This window comes from Paenarthrobacter sp. TA1.8 (genome assembly GCF_048595705.1).
In the GTDB taxonomy this organism is placed as follows: domain Bacteria; phylum Actinomycetota; class Actinomycetes; order Actinomycetales; family Micrococcaceae; genus Arthrobacter; species Arthrobacter nitroguajacolicus.
Genome location: NZ_CP184287.1, coordinates 3,433,383 through 3,447,060, shown reverse-complemented (window position 1 = coordinate 3,447,060; position 13,678 = coordinate 3,433,383). Strand labels below are relative to the sequence as shown.

Sequence of the window (13,678 nt, the reverse complement as noted above, 5' to 3'; positions counted from 1 at the left end):
CGGCAGCAGACCGGCGCACTATGGGCTGACTAAAACAAAGAAGAGCTTGCCTTGCGTGGATGCGCCGGCAAGCTTTTCTGCTTGTTGGGGATCGGCCGCCACCACTACCAAGCCGTCGGTATCACTTGTCCCCAGCCATTCGCCGGGCTTGCCGCCTTGGGCTGATGTCCAGAGAACGGGCACCGGGCCCGCAAGAACCTGGCTTTGCCGGGCCTCGTCATAGGAGCCCGCCGCGGTAATGACCACTGTAACCAGCTGGCCGGGGGAGAGAAGCTGGATGGATGAGGGATCAGCCATCCTGAGGGGGACCGCTGCCGAGCCCACGGGTGCGCCCGTCAGGAGTCCCGGGCCCAGCAGGCTGGCCTCCGTAGGTATCTGCCCTCTGCGGAGGGGGGAAGCAAGCTGACGGCCAACAAGGGTGCCGATACTATGCACCGATCCGGTAATCGCGAGATCGGACGGCACTCCAACGCTGGTGAAATCAGATTCTGTGAGGCTGCTACCTGTCGGCAGGTCGCGGGCTGCTACCACGATGCTCACGCGCTGCTCAGACGCAGGAGTAAGTTGCTGGACGGCGATGCCGGCAGCCACGCACAGCAGGAGCGCAACGGCCAAGCGGCGGTTGCGTGAAATCCATGATCCAAATCCGCCCCGCTGACCGACATGACCTCTTGGACGGCGGCTGAACCGTGAGGTGTCTCCGGCTCGGGAACGGGATGGTCGGGCAGGAGAGCGGTTCAGCGGCGGCCAGTCACCGGCGGCTGCTGCTGCTGAACGCTCGGCGCGGGCCATGAGGGCTCTGCGGGAGGAAGATGACATCCCGCCACGTTAGCCAGTCGCACCGGGCCGCAAACAGCGGTCCGGTGCCTTATGTGGAAAACCTTTTAGCTGGCTGCGGCTGCAGTTGCGGGTGCTGCTGCAGGGGCCGCCGGGGACGACGGTGAAGCTGGTGCGGCCGAAACCGTGCTGCCCTTGGCATCGCGGGAATCAGTCCGGTAGAACCCGGAGCCCTTGAAAACGACGCCAACGCTGTTGAACTTCTTGCGAAGCGCGCCCTTGCATTCGGGGCACTCCGTCAAGGAGCTGTCAGAAAAGGACTGGACGATGTCAAAGGCATGGTCACAGTCTTTGCAGGCGTATGCGTATGTGGGCACTGAGTTCCTCCTTCAGGACAAAGTTCAGGTCCTGTGCAACACCGGCGGAGAATGTCCGCCTTAGCAGTCGCAGGGCCTGAGTGCTAATTCTATCATTGGTCCCTGTCTGGTGTACCAGCGGATGTGCCGGACCTCACTTGCCGGGACAAGGCTGTCAGACGGGCTCCGGTCCGTCGTGGAGTTGGACGACGCCCGACGGGGTCAGCACCTGGCGTACCGGGCGATCAAATGCCTCGGCGGGAATCGAGCCTGAAGGCAACAAATCGTCGTCGTACACCACTGCGATGGTGGGCGGCCGCTGGCCGGCAGCATCGAGGCCTTGGAGAAGTCGGTCGTAGTAGCCACCGCCCTGGCCAATGCGGTTTCCGTCCCGATCCACGGCTGTGGCGGGCATGAAGATCCCTGCAGCTTTGGCAATCACGGTGCTTTCCAAGCGTTCACCCTCCGGTTCGTCTATGGGCGCATAGGCGGACCTGACAAAGGCCGTGGAAGGCGTCCAATACACCCAACTCAGCAACCGCCCAGGCTCGCAAACAGGCAGCAGCACTTGATGCCCGGCCCCGTGCAGGGACTCGATGAGGGGGATAGTGGGCGGCTCGAAGGCGACGCCAAGGTACACAGCAAAGGTGGCGGCGCCGCCGGGGGAGAGCTCCGCTGCCCAGGCTGTCCCATGCCGTGCAAGCGACTCGCCTGCAGTTGCTATGTGCTCCGGAGTGAGTGTCCGCCGGTGCAGCCGCCGACTGCTGCGGATGTCTTCCTTGGATGCCATGTATGTCCAATCTGAGGTTCTCCCTGCCCGCTGAAGAGCAGGGGCTGTCCGCTACCAAGACGAAATGTGCGTCCCGCCGCGGCGAGGGGTTTAGCCGATGATGTGTTCCTTCCGTTACATTAGTCCGGTGACTCTAGAAAACAACGCTGTCCGTAAGGCCGTCATCCCCGCAGCGGGCCTTGGCACCCGGTTCCTTCCCGCCACCAAGGCGATGCCGAAGGAAATGCTGCCCGTGGTGGACAAGCCCGCCATCCAGTATGTGGTCGAAGAAGCAGTCAAGGTGGGCCTGCACGACGTCCTGATGATCACGGGGCGCAGCAAGCGCGCGCTGGAAGACCATTTTGACCGCGTGCCCGCTCTGGAGGCCACCTTGGCTGAAAAGGGCGACACCGCCAAGCTTGAGGCCATCCAATCCGCCACCAACCTCGGCGACATTCATTACGTCCGCCAGGGTGACCCGAACGGCCTGGGCCACGCAGTCCTTCGTGCAAAGCAGCATGTTGGCTATGAGCCCTTCGCCGTTCTGCTGGGCGATGACCTGATCGATGCCCGCGAGGACCTGCTAAGCGAAATGATCGCTGTCCAGCAGAAGACCGGCGGTTCCGTGGTTGCCCTTATTGAGGTGGAGCCGTCCAAGATCAGTGCTTATGGTTGCGCTGATGTTGAGGACAATGGCGAGGACGGCTACGTGCGCATCAAGCAGCTCGTCGAGAAGCCTTCTCCGGAAGAGGCCCCGTCCAACCTTGCTGTGATCGGGCGCTACGTCCTGCACCCGGCTGTGTTCGACGTCCTGGAGAAGACTGCACCCGGACGCGGTGGAGAGATCCAGCTGACAGACGCCCTCGAGGTTCTCGCTGCCGGCGAGGGCGAAGGCTATGGCGTCTACGGCGTTGTCTTCCGCGGCCGTCGCTACGATACCGGTGACAAGCTCAGCTACCTCAAGGCCTGCATCGAGCTTGCCTGCGAGCGTGAAGACCTCGGTCCTGAGCTTCGCGAGTGGCTGCCCAACTTCACAGCCGCTCTTCCCAAATAAACAAACTCATGATGTACGGCTCCGCGATCTGGCCGGTGACGCTGGAAAGCGGAGACCTGCTGCTTCGGCCTATCCGTTACCGCGATAAGCGGGAATGGTCCGAAGTCCGTTCGCGGAACAGCGAGTGGCTCGCGCCATGGGAGGCGTCCAACCCGGCACCGGGTGGGCGCCTCCCCAGCTACCGCCAAATGGTGGGTTCCTTGAATGAACAAGCCCGTCAGTCAACCGCCCTGCCATTCCTCATTGTTGAGCGAACCGATGGCTTTGGTGAGCCGAAAATCGTCGGGCAACTGACGGTTTCATCGATCGTTTGGGGGTCGGCCATGATGGCCACCCTCGGATATTGGGTTGATAAGGACCGTGCCGGGCACGGCATCGCTCCCACAGCGGTTGCGATGGCCACAGACCACTGTTTCAGGGTGCTGGGACTGCACCGTATGGAAATCAACATCCGCCCCGAGAACTCAGCGAGTTTGCGGGTGGTGGAGAAGCTTGGATTCCGCGACGAGGGGTACAGGGAGCGCTACCTGCACATCAACGGCGAATGGGCTGACCACCGCTCCTTTGCACTGACCTCCGAGGAAGTTCCAGAGGGACTCCTGCGCCGGTGGCTCAGAAGATAAACGGGCAGGTCATCGGCCTTTTTGCCCATATCTCCAATCATTTGCGGACTTGCGGGCGACACACCGGCCGCAATGCCGCCGCACCCGAAGATTTGCTTCTACGGTTTTGAATGTGGACTTCCCTCTCAGCAGCTCAGTGATACTCGTGGTCACTGTTGCGCTGTGGATGGTCTGGGTGGCGCCCTATGTTCTGCGGAACAGGCGGCAACAAGTCCAAACGGCCGGTGTTCCAGCAGAGGCTTTTGATGACGAACCAGACGAAACGCAGGCAGGGGTGGTACTGACTTTGGCACCTCAGCAGGAGAAACCGATGGAGACCATGCATAGCGAAGCACCGGCGTCGCCCCAGGAATCCCGCGCGGCCGAGCCCGCCCTCGGGAAGGTACCCACTACTCCATTCACTATCCGCTACGCCCGGCTAACGCTGGCCCTGGCAGGTCTTGCCCTGCTGGTGACAGCTGCGGTGTCCGGAGTCCTACGAATTCTTGGGATCGGTTCTGTCTGGTTGCCGCTGGTGTCGCTCATCGGTGCGGTGCTCGCCGTCGTAACGTTGCGGAAGCTGGCCCTGCGTGATCTTCGCGAACGCCGGGCCCGTCGTGCTGCTCAGGCCTCTCCCATCCCGACGCCTGCGCGATACCTGCCGAAGGAACCGGCTGTGGAGTCGAAGGAAACCACGGTTTTCGACGCCGAAGCCACCAGCCGTGAGGCTGCTCGCTTATCCGCGGTGGAACTGCGGCAGGCAGCGCTGGCCGTGGCTATTGCCGCGGGAGACAAATCTGCTCAGAATACGAAGGATTCGAAGGGTGCCTCCTGGCAGCCAGTCGAGGTCCCGAAGCCCACGTACGTGGCTGCTGCCAAAGCACCGCGTCCGGCTCCAGAGCCTTTGGATCTGCCCGAAGCACCAAAGCCTGTGGGCAAACCTGTCCTGAAGCAGAACGTTGAACAGGCTGAGGTTGCGGCCGCCGTAGTCGCATCCGCCAAGGGCCACAGTGCTCTGAGCAACCTGGACGATGTCCTGCAGCGTCGACGCGCCTAACCACACGTGACAACGCTGTGCGTTGCGGGTGGCACGGGCCAGGTAGGTCATGAGCTTGTCCGACTCGCCCTTCTAGCGGGGTACCAGGTTTCGGTCCTGAGCCGCAATGTGCCGCCTGTCGGCTCAGCGAAGCACCACGACGGCGCCACATACTTTGCGGGCGACGTCACCTCAGGGGATGGCCTGGCAGCCGCGGTGGCGGGTGCCGACGTCGTCATCGATTGCCTTGAAGGGCAGTTCGGCAAAGCCCAAAAGCAGTTCGCCGACGGCGGCGGCAGGCTTCTTGCTGCAGCGCACCTGGCTGGCGTCCGCAAAGCTGTGGCTCTGTCCATCATCAACTGTGATCTCAGCTCCTTTTCCTACTACGCCTCCAAAGCCGCCAAGGAACGGAAGTACGCGGAGTCGCCATTGAAGACCGTGGTGGTCCGGTCAACGCAGTTCCATGGCTTGGTGGCAAGGATTTTCGCGGCCGGTGCAAAGGTAAGGCTGATTCCCACCTTCAAAGCCGTCAGACTCCAGTCGATCGCGCCGGCAGATGTTGCAGCGGCGTTGCTTGAGGCAGCGGTGGGTGAATCGCGGGATAACTCGCATGCCGAGCATCTAGTGGTGACAATTGCAGGCCCGGAAACCCTGGCAATGAGGGAGATGGCAGAGTCATGGAAATCGGTAGTGGGCTCGAGGGGCAGGATTATTGAGTTGCCTTTGCCCGGACCGATGGGTGATTTTCTTCGCGCCGGACACAACCTGAGCTCCGAGCAGCCGTATGGCACGGAGACGTTCGTGTCGTGGTTGGAAAAGCACAGGGAAAGTTTGTAGCCTAAGGTCACTGGCCGGGCAGTTGAGCTTGGTTCAGGGGCTATAGCTCAGTTGGTAGAGCGCTTCGTTCGCATCGAAGAGGTCAGGAGTTCGAATCTCCTTAGCTCCACAGATTTTCTGGCCTTCGGTGGTCCGCAACGCCGAAGAACGTTCCCATCTATCGCTTTAGGGGCAATTCAGCGTGCCGCTGAGGGGCTGCCCGGCCCAGAAGTTGGTGGAGTTGGGAACCTTGTAGTAGCCACGGATCTGGTACGTCCAGGTACCGGACAAGTCACCTATGCTGTGGATGCCCGAACTATAGGAACGTCCGGAGCTCTTGCTCATGTCGCCGGTGAACTGCACGAGGCCATCCGGGTCGATGACCTTGAGCTCGTGGTAGTTGGCGAACGGAACAGCCGGGAAGCTGCCGACACTGATTTTGGCCTGGGCGAACCAGAGGAAGGAATCGCAGCTCTTGGTCACGGCCACGGTGTTTGCTGCTGGTGCCGGAATACGTGCGGCAGTAAGCGCCATTGCGCCGGCATCGGTGTCGTTGAATTGGGCGTGTGCGGGTGGAACCTGGGCACCCATCAAGAGGAGTACCGCGGCCAGGATGATGGCCGGTACTTGCCAGATGATGCCCTTGCATTGCATGCGTGTGGTCCTCGTTCCCGTAGCGTGGTGATCTCTCCCTCCAAAAGTGTGCCCGGGCGGTCTCAGGAATGGCCTCGGTGAACACTCAAGGTCTGCTCAAGAATGAAAGTACCCCCTGAGACTGGACCAGGAAAGTGGACCGGGGACCGGCCTGAAGAGCAAACGGGCCGGCCCCCGGGGACTTTGGTGGAACCTCTGGGGCTCCTGCTGTTGCTGCGTCTGGCTGACAAGAACTACTGTGCAGGGCCCGGATCAAGAACAAATCCTGTGTTTGGTCAACAGTTCCTCAGGAAAACCTCAAGACTTCCGCGCTGCCTGGATGAGCTGGTATGTAGGCTGTACCTGTGAGTCAACCGTTGGACGAGGGTCCGTTCTTTCACGGCACCAAAGCCCATCTTCGGGAGGGCGATCTCCTGAGGCCAGGCTTCAGGTCGAACTACCGTCTTGATGTGGTGATGAACCATATTTACTTCACGGCTCTTCGGGACGGTGCGGGGCTGGCTGCCGAGCTGGCGGCCGGCGAAGGGGAACCGCGCGTCTATGCCGTTGAACCCACCGGAGCATTCGAGGACGACCCGAACGTGACCGACAAGAAGTTCCCGGGCAACCCCACCCGATCATTCCGCAGCAGCTCCCCGCTCAAGGTCACTGGTGAAGTGACTGACTGGACTCGGCTGACTCCCCAAGCGCTGCGAGAGTGGCGGGAACGGCTGGCGGCAATTGTTGCGGACGAACGCGGCGAAATCATCAACTAACGGCTTTGCGCGGAGCAAGCGCTCAGGGCAGGTAGTGGCCCCTCCGGAAGCAGCAAAAGACGAGTACCAACTACTCGTGTGCCGGCTTGGCGGCTCGTCTTTACTGGACCCAGCGGATCCCCGCAACGGCCAGTGACCCCCCTCGTTGGCCGGGGCTGCCCAAGGATCCGCGGCAGGGGCCGGACGGCATCACCCAGAAGTGCTGTCCGGCCCTGCGCAAAGGGCCCTGCCATTGTCTCAGGGACAAACCGTGTATATCGTTAACTATCGTTCAGTATCGTTCGCGACATACCGAGGTGAGCCTGATGCATAATTCATTCCCCGCAAACGGATTTATGGGAAACAACCTGGACGGCATGTGGCAAGCCGTGGAGGAGTTCCGGTCACGCTTCGAGAAGCGTTCAGGCACCCGGGCTGGGCGGGGCGAGCTGAGGACAGCCATTCTGGCCCTCCTCGCTGAGCGTCCAATGCACGGTTATCAGATCATCCGTGAAATCGAAGAGCGGAGCGGTGGAAGCTGGAAGCCAAGCGCTGGCTCCGTTTATCCGACCCTGCAGTTGCTGGCAGATGAGGGGTTTGTCAGCACTGAGGAATCAAATGGCCGCAAGATCTACTCCCTCACCGAAGCGGGCCGCGAGGACGTTGCAAGTGCCGAAACAGCAGCGCCTTGGGAGTCCGCCGGCAACACTCCCGGCTTCGGCGCACTGCCCAAGGCTGGGGTCGAGCTTGCTCAGGCGGCGGCCCAGGTGGGGCGCACCGGAACGCCAAAACAGGTGCAGGAAGCTGTGACGGTGCTGGAAGACGCACGCCGTCGGCTGTACTCGATCCTCGCCCAGGACTGAAGGGGTGACGTCGGTTCGACGTAACCGGACGGATCCCTTGGCCGGTGAAGCCAGAGCCCGTTATCGCCGAATCCTGCGCTTTGCCGCATGGCATTTACTGGTCACCTGGTGGTTCGAGTTGTTTCTGCCTCGAGTCGGGCTGCGCCGACTGACTGAGCGCAACCGGGCTCAAAGGATGCGGCGCTTCGCGCAACGCTTCCATGGCCTTGCGGTGGAGCTTGGCGGCCTCATGATCAAGGTGGGCCAGTTCATGTCGTCCAGGCTCGATGTACTCCCGCCGGAGATCACTGCCGAGCTGGAGGGCCTTCAGGACGAAGTCCCGCCGGTCCCCTTCCCGGCCATTCGCGCGCTTGCTGAAGCCGAACTGGGTGCGCCTTTGGAAGCAGTGTTCGCTTCGATCGAGGAGACGCCGATCGCAGCCGCGTCACTCGGCCAGGCCCACCGGGCGAAATTGCTCCCCGGCAACGCCGAAGACACTGGCCTCAGCAGCGTGGTCTTCAAAGTGCAGAGACCGGGCATCGATACCATCGTGGATGTAGATCTCGCTGCCCTGAGGAGAGTGGGTGGCTGGCTTAGCCGCATTCGTATCGTCTCAAACCGTGCTGATGTGCCCGCCCTCATCAAAGAGTTCGCCCAGACCAGTCTGGAGGAAATCGACTACCTGAATGAGGCGGCAAATTCAGAGCGTTTTGCTGCTGACTTCGTCGACGACGCCCGGGTAACCGTGCCGGGGGTGGTGTGGGAACGGACCACGCGCCGCGTGCTCACTTTGGAAGATGTCACAGCCATCAAGATCACTGATGCGGAGTCCCTGCGAATGGCGGGGATCGACCCTGCCTCCGTTGCCCCTGTTTTCGCTTCCGTGATGTTTGACCAGTTGTTCACCAACGGCTTCTTCCATGCCGATCCGCACCCTGGCAATATCTTTGTCACACCCAATGCCGGATCAGCGGAACATCCTTGGAAGCTGACGTTCATCGATTTCGGGATGATGGGCGAGGTCCCTGCGAAGACCAGGAGCGGACTGCGTAAACTCCTGATCGCGGCTGCCTCGCGGGATGGAAAGGGCCTCGTCGCCGCCATCAGCGACGTCGGCGTCTTGATGCCCTCGGCTGATACTGCCGAGTTGGAGCGGGCAATGACGCAGCTGTTCGCGCGTTTTGGCGGGATGGGTTTCGCTGAACTTCGCGATGTGGATCCGCGGGAATTCCGTGATTTTGGTGCGGAGTTCGGCAACGTGATCAGATCGCTTCCGTTTCAGTTGCCGGAGAATTTCCTGCTCATCATCCGCGCAATGTCGCTCACGTCGGGGGTATGCAGTTCGCTGGACGCCCGTTTCAATCTTTGGGATTCGGTGGAACCGTATGCGGCACAATTGCTGCGGGATGAGCGCAGCAATCTCGTCAATGACGTCGCTGCACAGGCGTTCGACGCCGCTGCGGTCGCCTTGCGCCTGCCGAAAAGGCTCGACGGGCTGGTCACCAAGCTTGAGGACGGCTCACTGCAGGTATCCAACCGGCGGCTGGAACAACAAATGGCCCGCATTATCGTCTTGCTAAAGCGAGCAGTGGGTGCGCTGATCTTCGGAGCAATGCTGGTGGCTGGATCCGTGATGAGGGCCGACGACCTAGTGCTCGGCAATGTGCTGATGATCGGGTCGGTGGTTCCGCTGCTCTACGGGTTGTGGCCGGGCCGGGGTCATCTGTAAGCCAGCCGTCGTCGTCGTAGAATTGCCCTGTGACTGAGACCCCCACCCCACGTCCCGAGGCCTCCGGCAACATGTCCGGCCCCATCCTGGTGGGGGTGATGCCCGGGCAACATGCCATCGTTGTGGAGCGGGCAGCACAGGTTGCCGCCAGCGCGGGTGTTCCACTGGTCTGCGCCTATGCGGATGTCACGGTGTACCCCGTGGACGGAACAGCGGGCGGTCCGGCCGCCCCCATTGATCCGGATGGGGTTGCCGGAGCCCAAGGCATTCCGGAATCAGTGACGGCGACCATTGCCCACCAGCTTGATGGCCTGGACATCGAGTGGTCCATCGTGCCGCTCGCGGGGGAGCCCGCGCGTGCCCTGGCACGCGAGGCCGGGGATATCGGCGCCTCCATGATCGTGGTGGGTACGCGTGAGCACAAACTGACGGCCGCCCTCAAAGAGCTGACGGCCGGTTCGGTGGCCCGGCATCTGTTCCATCGTCAAGACCTGCCAGTGCTCGTTGTCCCCGTGAACCCCAGGGTCCCGGACGACGATGACGACGACTGAGGCAACAAAGGCACTCCACCGTCAGTGGGGCTTCATCGGCATAGTTGCAGCGGGCGGGGTGTTCGGAGCGCTCGCCCGGTACGGCTTGGGACTGGTGATACCGGCGCCAAATGCTTGGCCGCTTCCCACCCTGGTCATTAATCTCTCCGGCGCGTTGGCACTGGGCGCCCTTCTGGAAGGACTTTCCCGCAGAGGGTCCGACGTCGGTAATCGCCAGGTTTTGCGGCTCGCCTTGGGTACGGGGTTCTTGGGGGCATACACCACCTACAGCACCCTCGCTTTGGACGCAGTTCACTTGTTTACGGTGAGTGAGGCACCTGGAGCTATCGGATACTTGGCTGTGAGCCTGCTCGGTGGAGCCGCGGCCACGACTGCGGGCATCTGGTTGGGTGCCTGGCACCATCGGCGTGCAACCGGACGCCAACAATGACGGTGGTACTCCTTGCGCTCGCGGGCGGAATCGGCGCAGCTGTCAGGTTCATGGTTGACGGTTTCATGAGGCAGCGCTTCAAGACGGCCCTCCCGTGGGGAACCATCCTGATCAATGTCTCAGGTTCCTTGGCGCTAGGGTTCCTTGCCGGACTGCTGATGCGGGGCCAAGCACCTGAGCCGCTGTTCTTAATCGTGGGAACAGGCTTCCTCGGTGGATACACCACGTTCAGTACGGCAAGCCTGGAGACCATCCGGCTGATTCAAAGTGGCAGGACGGGCCTGGCGCTCCTTAACAGCTTGGGATCCATGGCGGCAAGCGTTCTTGCTGCAGCGGCAGGAGTGGGGTTCGGCCTGTTGCTCGCTTGAGCGGTTGATGGCTCCAGCAGTGGCGAAGCTCACCCACAAAAGTGTCATGGCCCGGCTGTAGGATCGAGCCATGGCTAAGAAGACTTTCAATGAGCTGTTGTCCGCCCAGGTCGCCAATGAGTTTGCGGCCTCCCAGCAATACATCGCAGTAGCTGTGTATTTTGATGGCGAAGACTTGCCGCAGCTGGCCCGTCACTTCTATCGCCAGTCCCTCGAAGAGCGCAATCACGCCATGATGATGGTCCAATACATGCTGGACCGCAACGTGCACGTGGAGATCCCGGGTATCGCCCCGGTGCGCAACAACTTCAGCAACGCCAAGGAGCCCATCGCCCTCGCCTTGGAGCAGGAAAAGGAAGTTACCCGGAGCATTGAGGAGATGTTCCGCGTTGCCCGTGCAGAGGGCGATGCTTTGGGTGAGCAGTTCATGCTGTGGTTCCTGAAGGAACAGGTCGAGGAAGTTGCCTCAATGACCACGTTGCTGAACATCACGGAACGTGCCGAGAACCTCTTCGACATCGAGAACTACGTCGCGCGCGAAACCGTAGGCGACGGCGGACACGACACCAGCGCGCCATCGGCCGCCGGCGGGGTCATCTAGGTAGCTGCCTCGGTTAAGTGCCTCAAGGGGCCGCTGGATGCTTAGCTTCCGGCGGCCTCTTCGCTGTCCATGTCCTTGTCCGGATGGGAGCGGCTCAATAAGGACAATCGGCTGGCGATGCGCGCAAGGTCTACCGGCAGGGCAGTGCCGCTAGGCTCAACGTCCCAGTCGAGAGGTCCAGCGCCCACCAGGAACAGCGTGATGTCCTGGTCGTAAAGGACATCCACCACGTTGCTGAACCGCTGCCAAGCAGGCGCGGACGCAGCATCATCGGCCGGCGAGGGAACATCGTCGATGACCCATGTCCTGAATGTTTCAGCCAAGGCGAGAAAGTCCGATGTCGAGGTCAACCCACCGCACAGTTCCTCAAATCCAACCCACAGGAGATCAGGATCGGAGTTCTTGACCACGATCGGTTGGGCGGTGGGGGTCAAAACGCGGCTTTGCGGGGGCGTTGGCCGGAACAAGCCCAAGCGCCCCAGCTGTCGGGGTGTGCCGGGGGAAATAATGCGGCCTGAGCGGAACGCACCACTATCGGCAGCGGGGTCGGTTCCAGCAACCGGATAGCGACGAAAATCCGAGGCGCCACTGATTTCCACGGTATCCATCATCTCCTTGATCGCCTCGATGGTGGGCAGGAAATGGTCATGCCATAGGGGATTGGGCAGTAAGTCGTCCGTAGCTGTCCATCAGCCAAGTTTTACCGCGGCCGACGGGTCCGTGGATGTATAGGCTTCGAGGCGGCTTCCGGGGAAGCGCCCGACGGCGGCGGGTTACTTGGGCGCCAAATGCCGCCAGTCGCCCGGCTGCTTGCCGCTGGCTGGATTCGAGCTCAAAACCCGACCGCGCGGCGTCGTGCGCCATGCCCTCCACCAAAGTCCTCATGACGTCCCGCGGAGTGCGCGGATCAGGCCTCAGCGGCGGCGTCACAACCAGCCTTTGCGTTTGAAGATGACATACATGAGCAATGCGGCGCCGAACATGAGCCCAACAGCCAGTGGATAGCCAAAGTCCCAATGCAGCTCAGGCATATGGTCGAAGTTCATTCCGTAGACGCCTGCCACGAAGGATGGAGCGAAGAGGATGGCAGCCCACGAGGAGATCTTCTTGACCTGCTCGTTTTGGGCAGCACTGGCCTCGTTCTGGCGGTTGGCGGTCAGCGTGCCGTCAAGGGTGAGGGCGTTCTGGAGGAGATCCCGGAACGAGTTTGCCCTGGAGATCACGCGTTGGACGTGGTCCTCCACGTCCCGGAGGGAGCGCTGCAGCTCGATGTCCACGCCGTACTTTTCGAAGCCCTTCTCCAGGAGCACCATCATGTCCGGCAGGGGATGAATGGCACGCTGGAACTGGATGACTTCGCGGGCGAGCTCATAGATACGGCGGGATACGGCGCTGTCGCCGCTGAAGAGCTGGTCCTCAATCTCGTCAATGTCGTTTTCAAGACCTGCAACCACAGGGGCGTAGTCGTCCACTACTTGGTCCAGGAGGGCGTACAGCACTGCCTCCGGGCCGTGGCGGAGGAGATCCGGGCGTTCCTCCAGCCGCTTGCGCACCCGGGCCACGCCACCGGTTTCGGCATGCCGGATGGTCACCACAAAGTTCGGTCCCGTGAAGACGTGGAGCTCGCCGAACTCCACAGTTTCGGTTTCGTCCAGATACCGCGCCGGACGGAGGACGGTAAACAGATTGTGGTCGTAGCGCTCCAGCTTGGGTCGCTGGTGCGCGGAGACGGCATCTTCCACGGCGAGTTCGTGAAGCCCGAACTCTTCGGCGACGGCGGCCATTTCGTCTTTGGTGGGACGGTAGAGGCCAATCCAAGCCATGCCGCCGTGTTCCGCGAGTGTCTCAAATGTCTGTTCGAGGTTTTGCGGGGTGGCAGTGCGTACGCCGTCTACATATACGGCGTTGTCGATAATGGTCACTGGTTGAACGCTACTGCATGGCCCCGATGATGGCGCCCGCGACGGTCATTGCCACGATGTCGTGGCCGGAGTCGATGAGGGTCACTGCCCATGGGCGCCCGGCGAAGCCGTTATGAATGACATGGCCGCCGGCGCGGAATACCAAGGCAAGGATCAGCGCGAAGAAACCGCCGGCAAGGAAAGTGTTGAGGTCCAGGGCGCTGATGAGGACAGCGAGGAGAATGCTGGTCACGGCAGCTGCCACCATCATGGGAACCCAGATGCCTGCGCCGCCTTCAATGTTCTTGAGGTCGTCTTCGGTTTTGCCGATTGCCTGCATCCACTTCCGGCCAAGCACAGCCGGCATGTACCAGACGAAGCCGATCACCATGCTTGAAACGAAGGCCAGAAGTACGGCGAGCCAGTTGATCTGGGAGATGTGTGAGAGCCAATCCATG

General features: G+C 61.6%; 19 protein-coding genes and 1 tRNA gene. 12 read left to right on the top strand and 8 right to left on the bottom strand.

Annotation, left to right across the window (positions count from 1 at the left end):
* Nucleotides 1-18 precede the first annotated feature (18 nt).
* The 3 genes from cpaB to ACNAOT_RS16050 form a co-directional block, all read right to left on the bottom strand.
* Nucleotides 19-819: a Flp pilus assembly protein CpaB gene (gene cpaB / locus ACNAOT_RS16060; protein ID WP_420178573.1), complete on the bottom strand. Its 801-nt coding sequence runs from the start codon at nt 817-819 to the stop codon at nt 19-21.
* A gap of 65 nt (nt 820-884) precedes the next feature.
* Nucleotides 885-1,154 (bottom strand): FmdB family zinc ribbon protein, encoded by a 270-nt coding sequence (locus tag ACNAOT_RS16055; protein ID WP_420178572.1) that lies wholly within the window; start codon nt 1,152-1,154, stop codon nt 885-887.
* 154 nt (nt 1,155-1,308) lie between these two features.
* On the bottom strand, nt 1,309-1,923 hold the full coding sequence (locus ACNAOT_RS16050) for a 5-formyltetrahydrofolate cyclo-ligase (protein ID WP_420178571.1): 615 nt from the start codon (nt 1,921-1,923) through the stop codon (nt 1,309-1,311).
* A gap of 97 nt (nt 1,924-2,020) precedes the next feature.
* Between ACNAOT_RS16050 and galU the strand changes: the two genes are divergently transcribed.
* From galU to ACNAOT_RS16025, 5 genes are all read left to right on the top strand, one after another.
* Entirely contained in the window at nt 2,021-2,956 is a 936-nt protein-coding gene (gene galU, locus ACNAOT_RS16045; protein ID WP_178997109.1) for a UTP--glucose-1-phosphate uridylyltransferase GalU, read from the top strand.
* A gap of 11 nt (nt 2,957-2,967) precedes the next feature.
* On the top strand, nt 2,968-3,579 hold the full coding sequence (locus ACNAOT_RS16040) for a GNAT family N-acetyltransferase (RefSeq protein WP_091469620.1): 612 nt from the start codon (nt 2,968-2,970) through the stop codon (nt 3,577-3,579).
* Between the two features lie 145 nt (nt 3,580-3,724).
* Nucleotides 3,725-4,615, top strand: coding sequence for a hypothetical protein (locus ACNAOT_RS16035; RefSeq protein WP_091468869.1), 891 nt, complete (start codon nt 3,725-3,727; stop codon nt 4,613-4,615).
* 6 nt (nt 4,616-4,621) lie between these two features.
* Complete coding sequence (locus tag ACNAOT_RS16030; RefSeq protein WP_420178570.1) at nt 4,622-5,431, top strand: SDR family oxidoreductase; 810 nt, start codon at nt 4,622-4,624, stop codon at nt 5,429-5,431.
* A 36-nt stretch (nt 5,432-5,467) separates the two neighbouring features.
* Nucleotides 5,468-5,540, top strand: a tRNA-Ala gene (locus tag ACNAOT_RS16025).
* Nucleotides 5,541-5,596: 56 nt separating this feature from the next.
* On the opposite strand, the gene ACNAOT_RS16020 is transcribed toward ACNAOT_RS16025, so the two are convergent.
* On the bottom strand, nt 5,597-6,064 hold the full coding sequence (locus ACNAOT_RS16020; protein WP_420178569.1) for a hypothetical protein: 468 nt from the start codon (nt 6,062-6,064) through the stop codon (nt 5,597-5,599).
* Nucleotides 6,065-6,408: 344 nt separating this feature from the next.
* Here ACNAOT_RS16020 and arr point away from each other — a divergent pair, with 344 nt between their 5' ends.
* From arr to ACNAOT_RS15985, 7 genes are all read left to right on the top strand, one after another.
* The gene (gene arr / locus ACNAOT_RS16015) at nt 6,409-6,819 is read left to right on the top strand and encodes an NAD(+)--rifampin ADP-ribosyltransferase (RefSeq protein ID WP_420178568.1); all 411 of its coding nucleotides are present in this window, start codon (nt 6,409-6,411) and stop codon (nt 6,817-6,819) included.
* Nucleotides 6,820-7,124: 305 nt separating this feature from the next.
* Nucleotides 7,125-7,661 (top strand): PadR family transcriptional regulator, encoded by a 537-nt coding sequence (locus tag ACNAOT_RS16010; RefSeq protein WP_091468858.1) that lies wholly within the window; start codon nt 7,125-7,127, stop codon nt 7,659-7,661.
* A 4-nt stretch (nt 7,662-7,665) separates the two neighbouring features.
* Nucleotides 7,666-9,369, top strand: coding sequence for an ABC1 kinase family protein (locus ACNAOT_RS16005; protein ID WP_420178567.1), 1,704 nt, complete (start codon nt 7,666-7,668; stop codon nt 9,367-9,369).
* 29 nt (nt 9,370-9,398) lie between these two features.
* Nucleotides 9,399-9,920, top strand: a complete 522-nt coding sequence (locus tag ACNAOT_RS16000) for a universal stress protein (protein WP_420178566.1) — start codon at nt 9,399-9,401, stop codon at nt 9,918-9,920.
* Nucleotides 9,907-10,350 carry a fluoride efflux transporter FluC gene (locus tag ACNAOT_RS15995; RefSeq protein WP_420178565.1) on the top strand — a complete coding sequence of 148 codons (444 nt, stop codon included), beginning with the start codon at nt 9,907-9,909 and terminating at the stop codon, nt 10,348-10,350. The genes ACNAOT_RS16000 and ACNAOT_RS15995 overlap by 14 nt, the downstream gene beginning before the upstream one ends.
* On the top strand, nt 10,347-10,718 hold the full coding sequence (gene crcB, locus ACNAOT_RS15990; protein WP_420178564.1) for a fluoride efflux transporter CrcB: 372 nt from the start codon (nt 10,347-10,349) through the stop codon (nt 10,716-10,718). The genes ACNAOT_RS15995 and crcB overlap by 4 nt, the downstream gene beginning before the upstream one ends.
* Before the next feature lie 70 nt (nt 10,719-10,788).
* On the top strand, nt 10,789-11,319 hold the full coding sequence (locus tag ACNAOT_RS15985) for a ferritin (RefSeq protein ID WP_091468845.1): 531 nt from the start codon (nt 10,789-10,791) through the stop codon (nt 11,317-11,319).
* Between the two features lie 41 nt (nt 11,320-11,360).
* Here ACNAOT_RS15985 and zapE (ACNAOT_RS15980) read toward each other — a convergent pair whose 3' ends face one another.
* The 4 genes from zapE (ACNAOT_RS15980) to ACNAOT_RS15965 form a co-directional block, all read right to left on the bottom strand.
* On the bottom strand, nt 11,361-11,939 hold the full coding sequence (gene zapE, locus ACNAOT_RS15980) for an AFG1/ZapE family ATPase (RefSeq protein WP_420181182.1): 579 nt from the start codon (nt 11,937-11,939) through the stop codon (nt 11,361-11,363).
* A 25-nt stretch (nt 11,940-11,964) separates the two neighbouring features.
* A complete protein-coding gene (zapE, locus tag ACNAOT_RS15975) occupies nt 11,965-12,183 on the bottom strand; it encodes an AFG1/ZapE family ATPase (protein ID WP_420181181.1) in 219 nt (72 codons plus the stop codon).
* A 62-nt stretch (nt 12,184-12,245) separates the two neighbouring features.
* Entirely contained in the window at nt 12,246-13,241 is a 996-nt protein-coding gene (gene corA / locus ACNAOT_RS15970) for a magnesium/cobalt transporter CorA (protein WP_091468841.1), read from the bottom strand.
* A gap of 10 nt (nt 13,242-13,251) precedes the next feature.
* Nucleotides 13,252-13,677 carry a DUF1761 domain-containing protein gene (locus ACNAOT_RS15965; RefSeq protein WP_178997087.1) on the bottom strand — a complete coding sequence of 142 codons (426 nt, stop codon included), beginning with the start codon at nt 13,675-13,677 and terminating at the stop codon, nt 13,252-13,254.
* Nucleotide 13,678 lies beyond the last annotated feature (1 nt).

Bases quoted from the DNA above. Each gene is read 5' to 3' on its own strand.
- cpaB (WP_420178573.1), bottom strand. From the start codon at position 819: ATGTCATCTTCCTCCCGCAGAGCCCTCATGGCCCGCGCCGAGCGTTCA.
- ACNAOT_RS16050 (WP_420178571.1), bottom strand. From the start codon at position 1,923: ATGGCATCCAAGGAAGACATCCGCAGCAGTCGGCGGCTGCACCGGCGG.
- ACNAOT_RS15985 (WP_091468845.1), top strand. From the start codon at position 10,789: ATGGCTAAGAAGACTTTCAATGAGCTGTTGTCCGCCCAGGTCGCCAAT.
- zapE (WP_420181181.1), bottom strand. From the start codon at position 12,183: ATGGCGCACGACGCCGCGCGGTCGGGTTTTGAGCTCGAATCCAGCCAG.
- ACNAOT_RS15995 (WP_420178565.1), top strand. From the start codon at position 9,907: ATGACGACGACTGAGGCAACAAAGGCACTCCACCGTCAGTGGGGCTTC.
- ACNAOT_RS16010 (WP_091468858.1), top strand. From the start codon at position 7,125: ATGCATAATTCATTCCCCGCAAACGGATTTATGGGAAACAACCTGGAC.
- ACNAOT_RS16040 (WP_091469620.1), top strand. From the start codon at position 2,968: ATGTACGGCTCCGCGATCTGGCCGGTGACGCTGGAAAGCGGAGACCTG.
- crcB (WP_420178564.1), top strand. From the start codon at position 10,347: ATGACGGTGGTACTCCTTGCGCTCGCGGGCGGAATCGGCGCAGCTGTC.
- galU (WP_178997109.1), top strand. From the start codon at position 2,021: ATGATGTGTTCCTTCCGTTACATTAGTCCGGTGACTCTAGAAAACAAC.
- ACNAOT_RS15965 (WP_178997087.1), bottom strand. From the start codon at position 13,677: ATGGATTGGCTCTCACACATCTCCCAGATCAACTGGCTCGCCGTACTT.
- ACNAOT_RS16020 (WP_420178569.1), bottom strand. From the start codon at position 6,064: ATGCAATGCAAGGGCATCATCTGGCAAGTACCGGCCATCATCCTGGCC.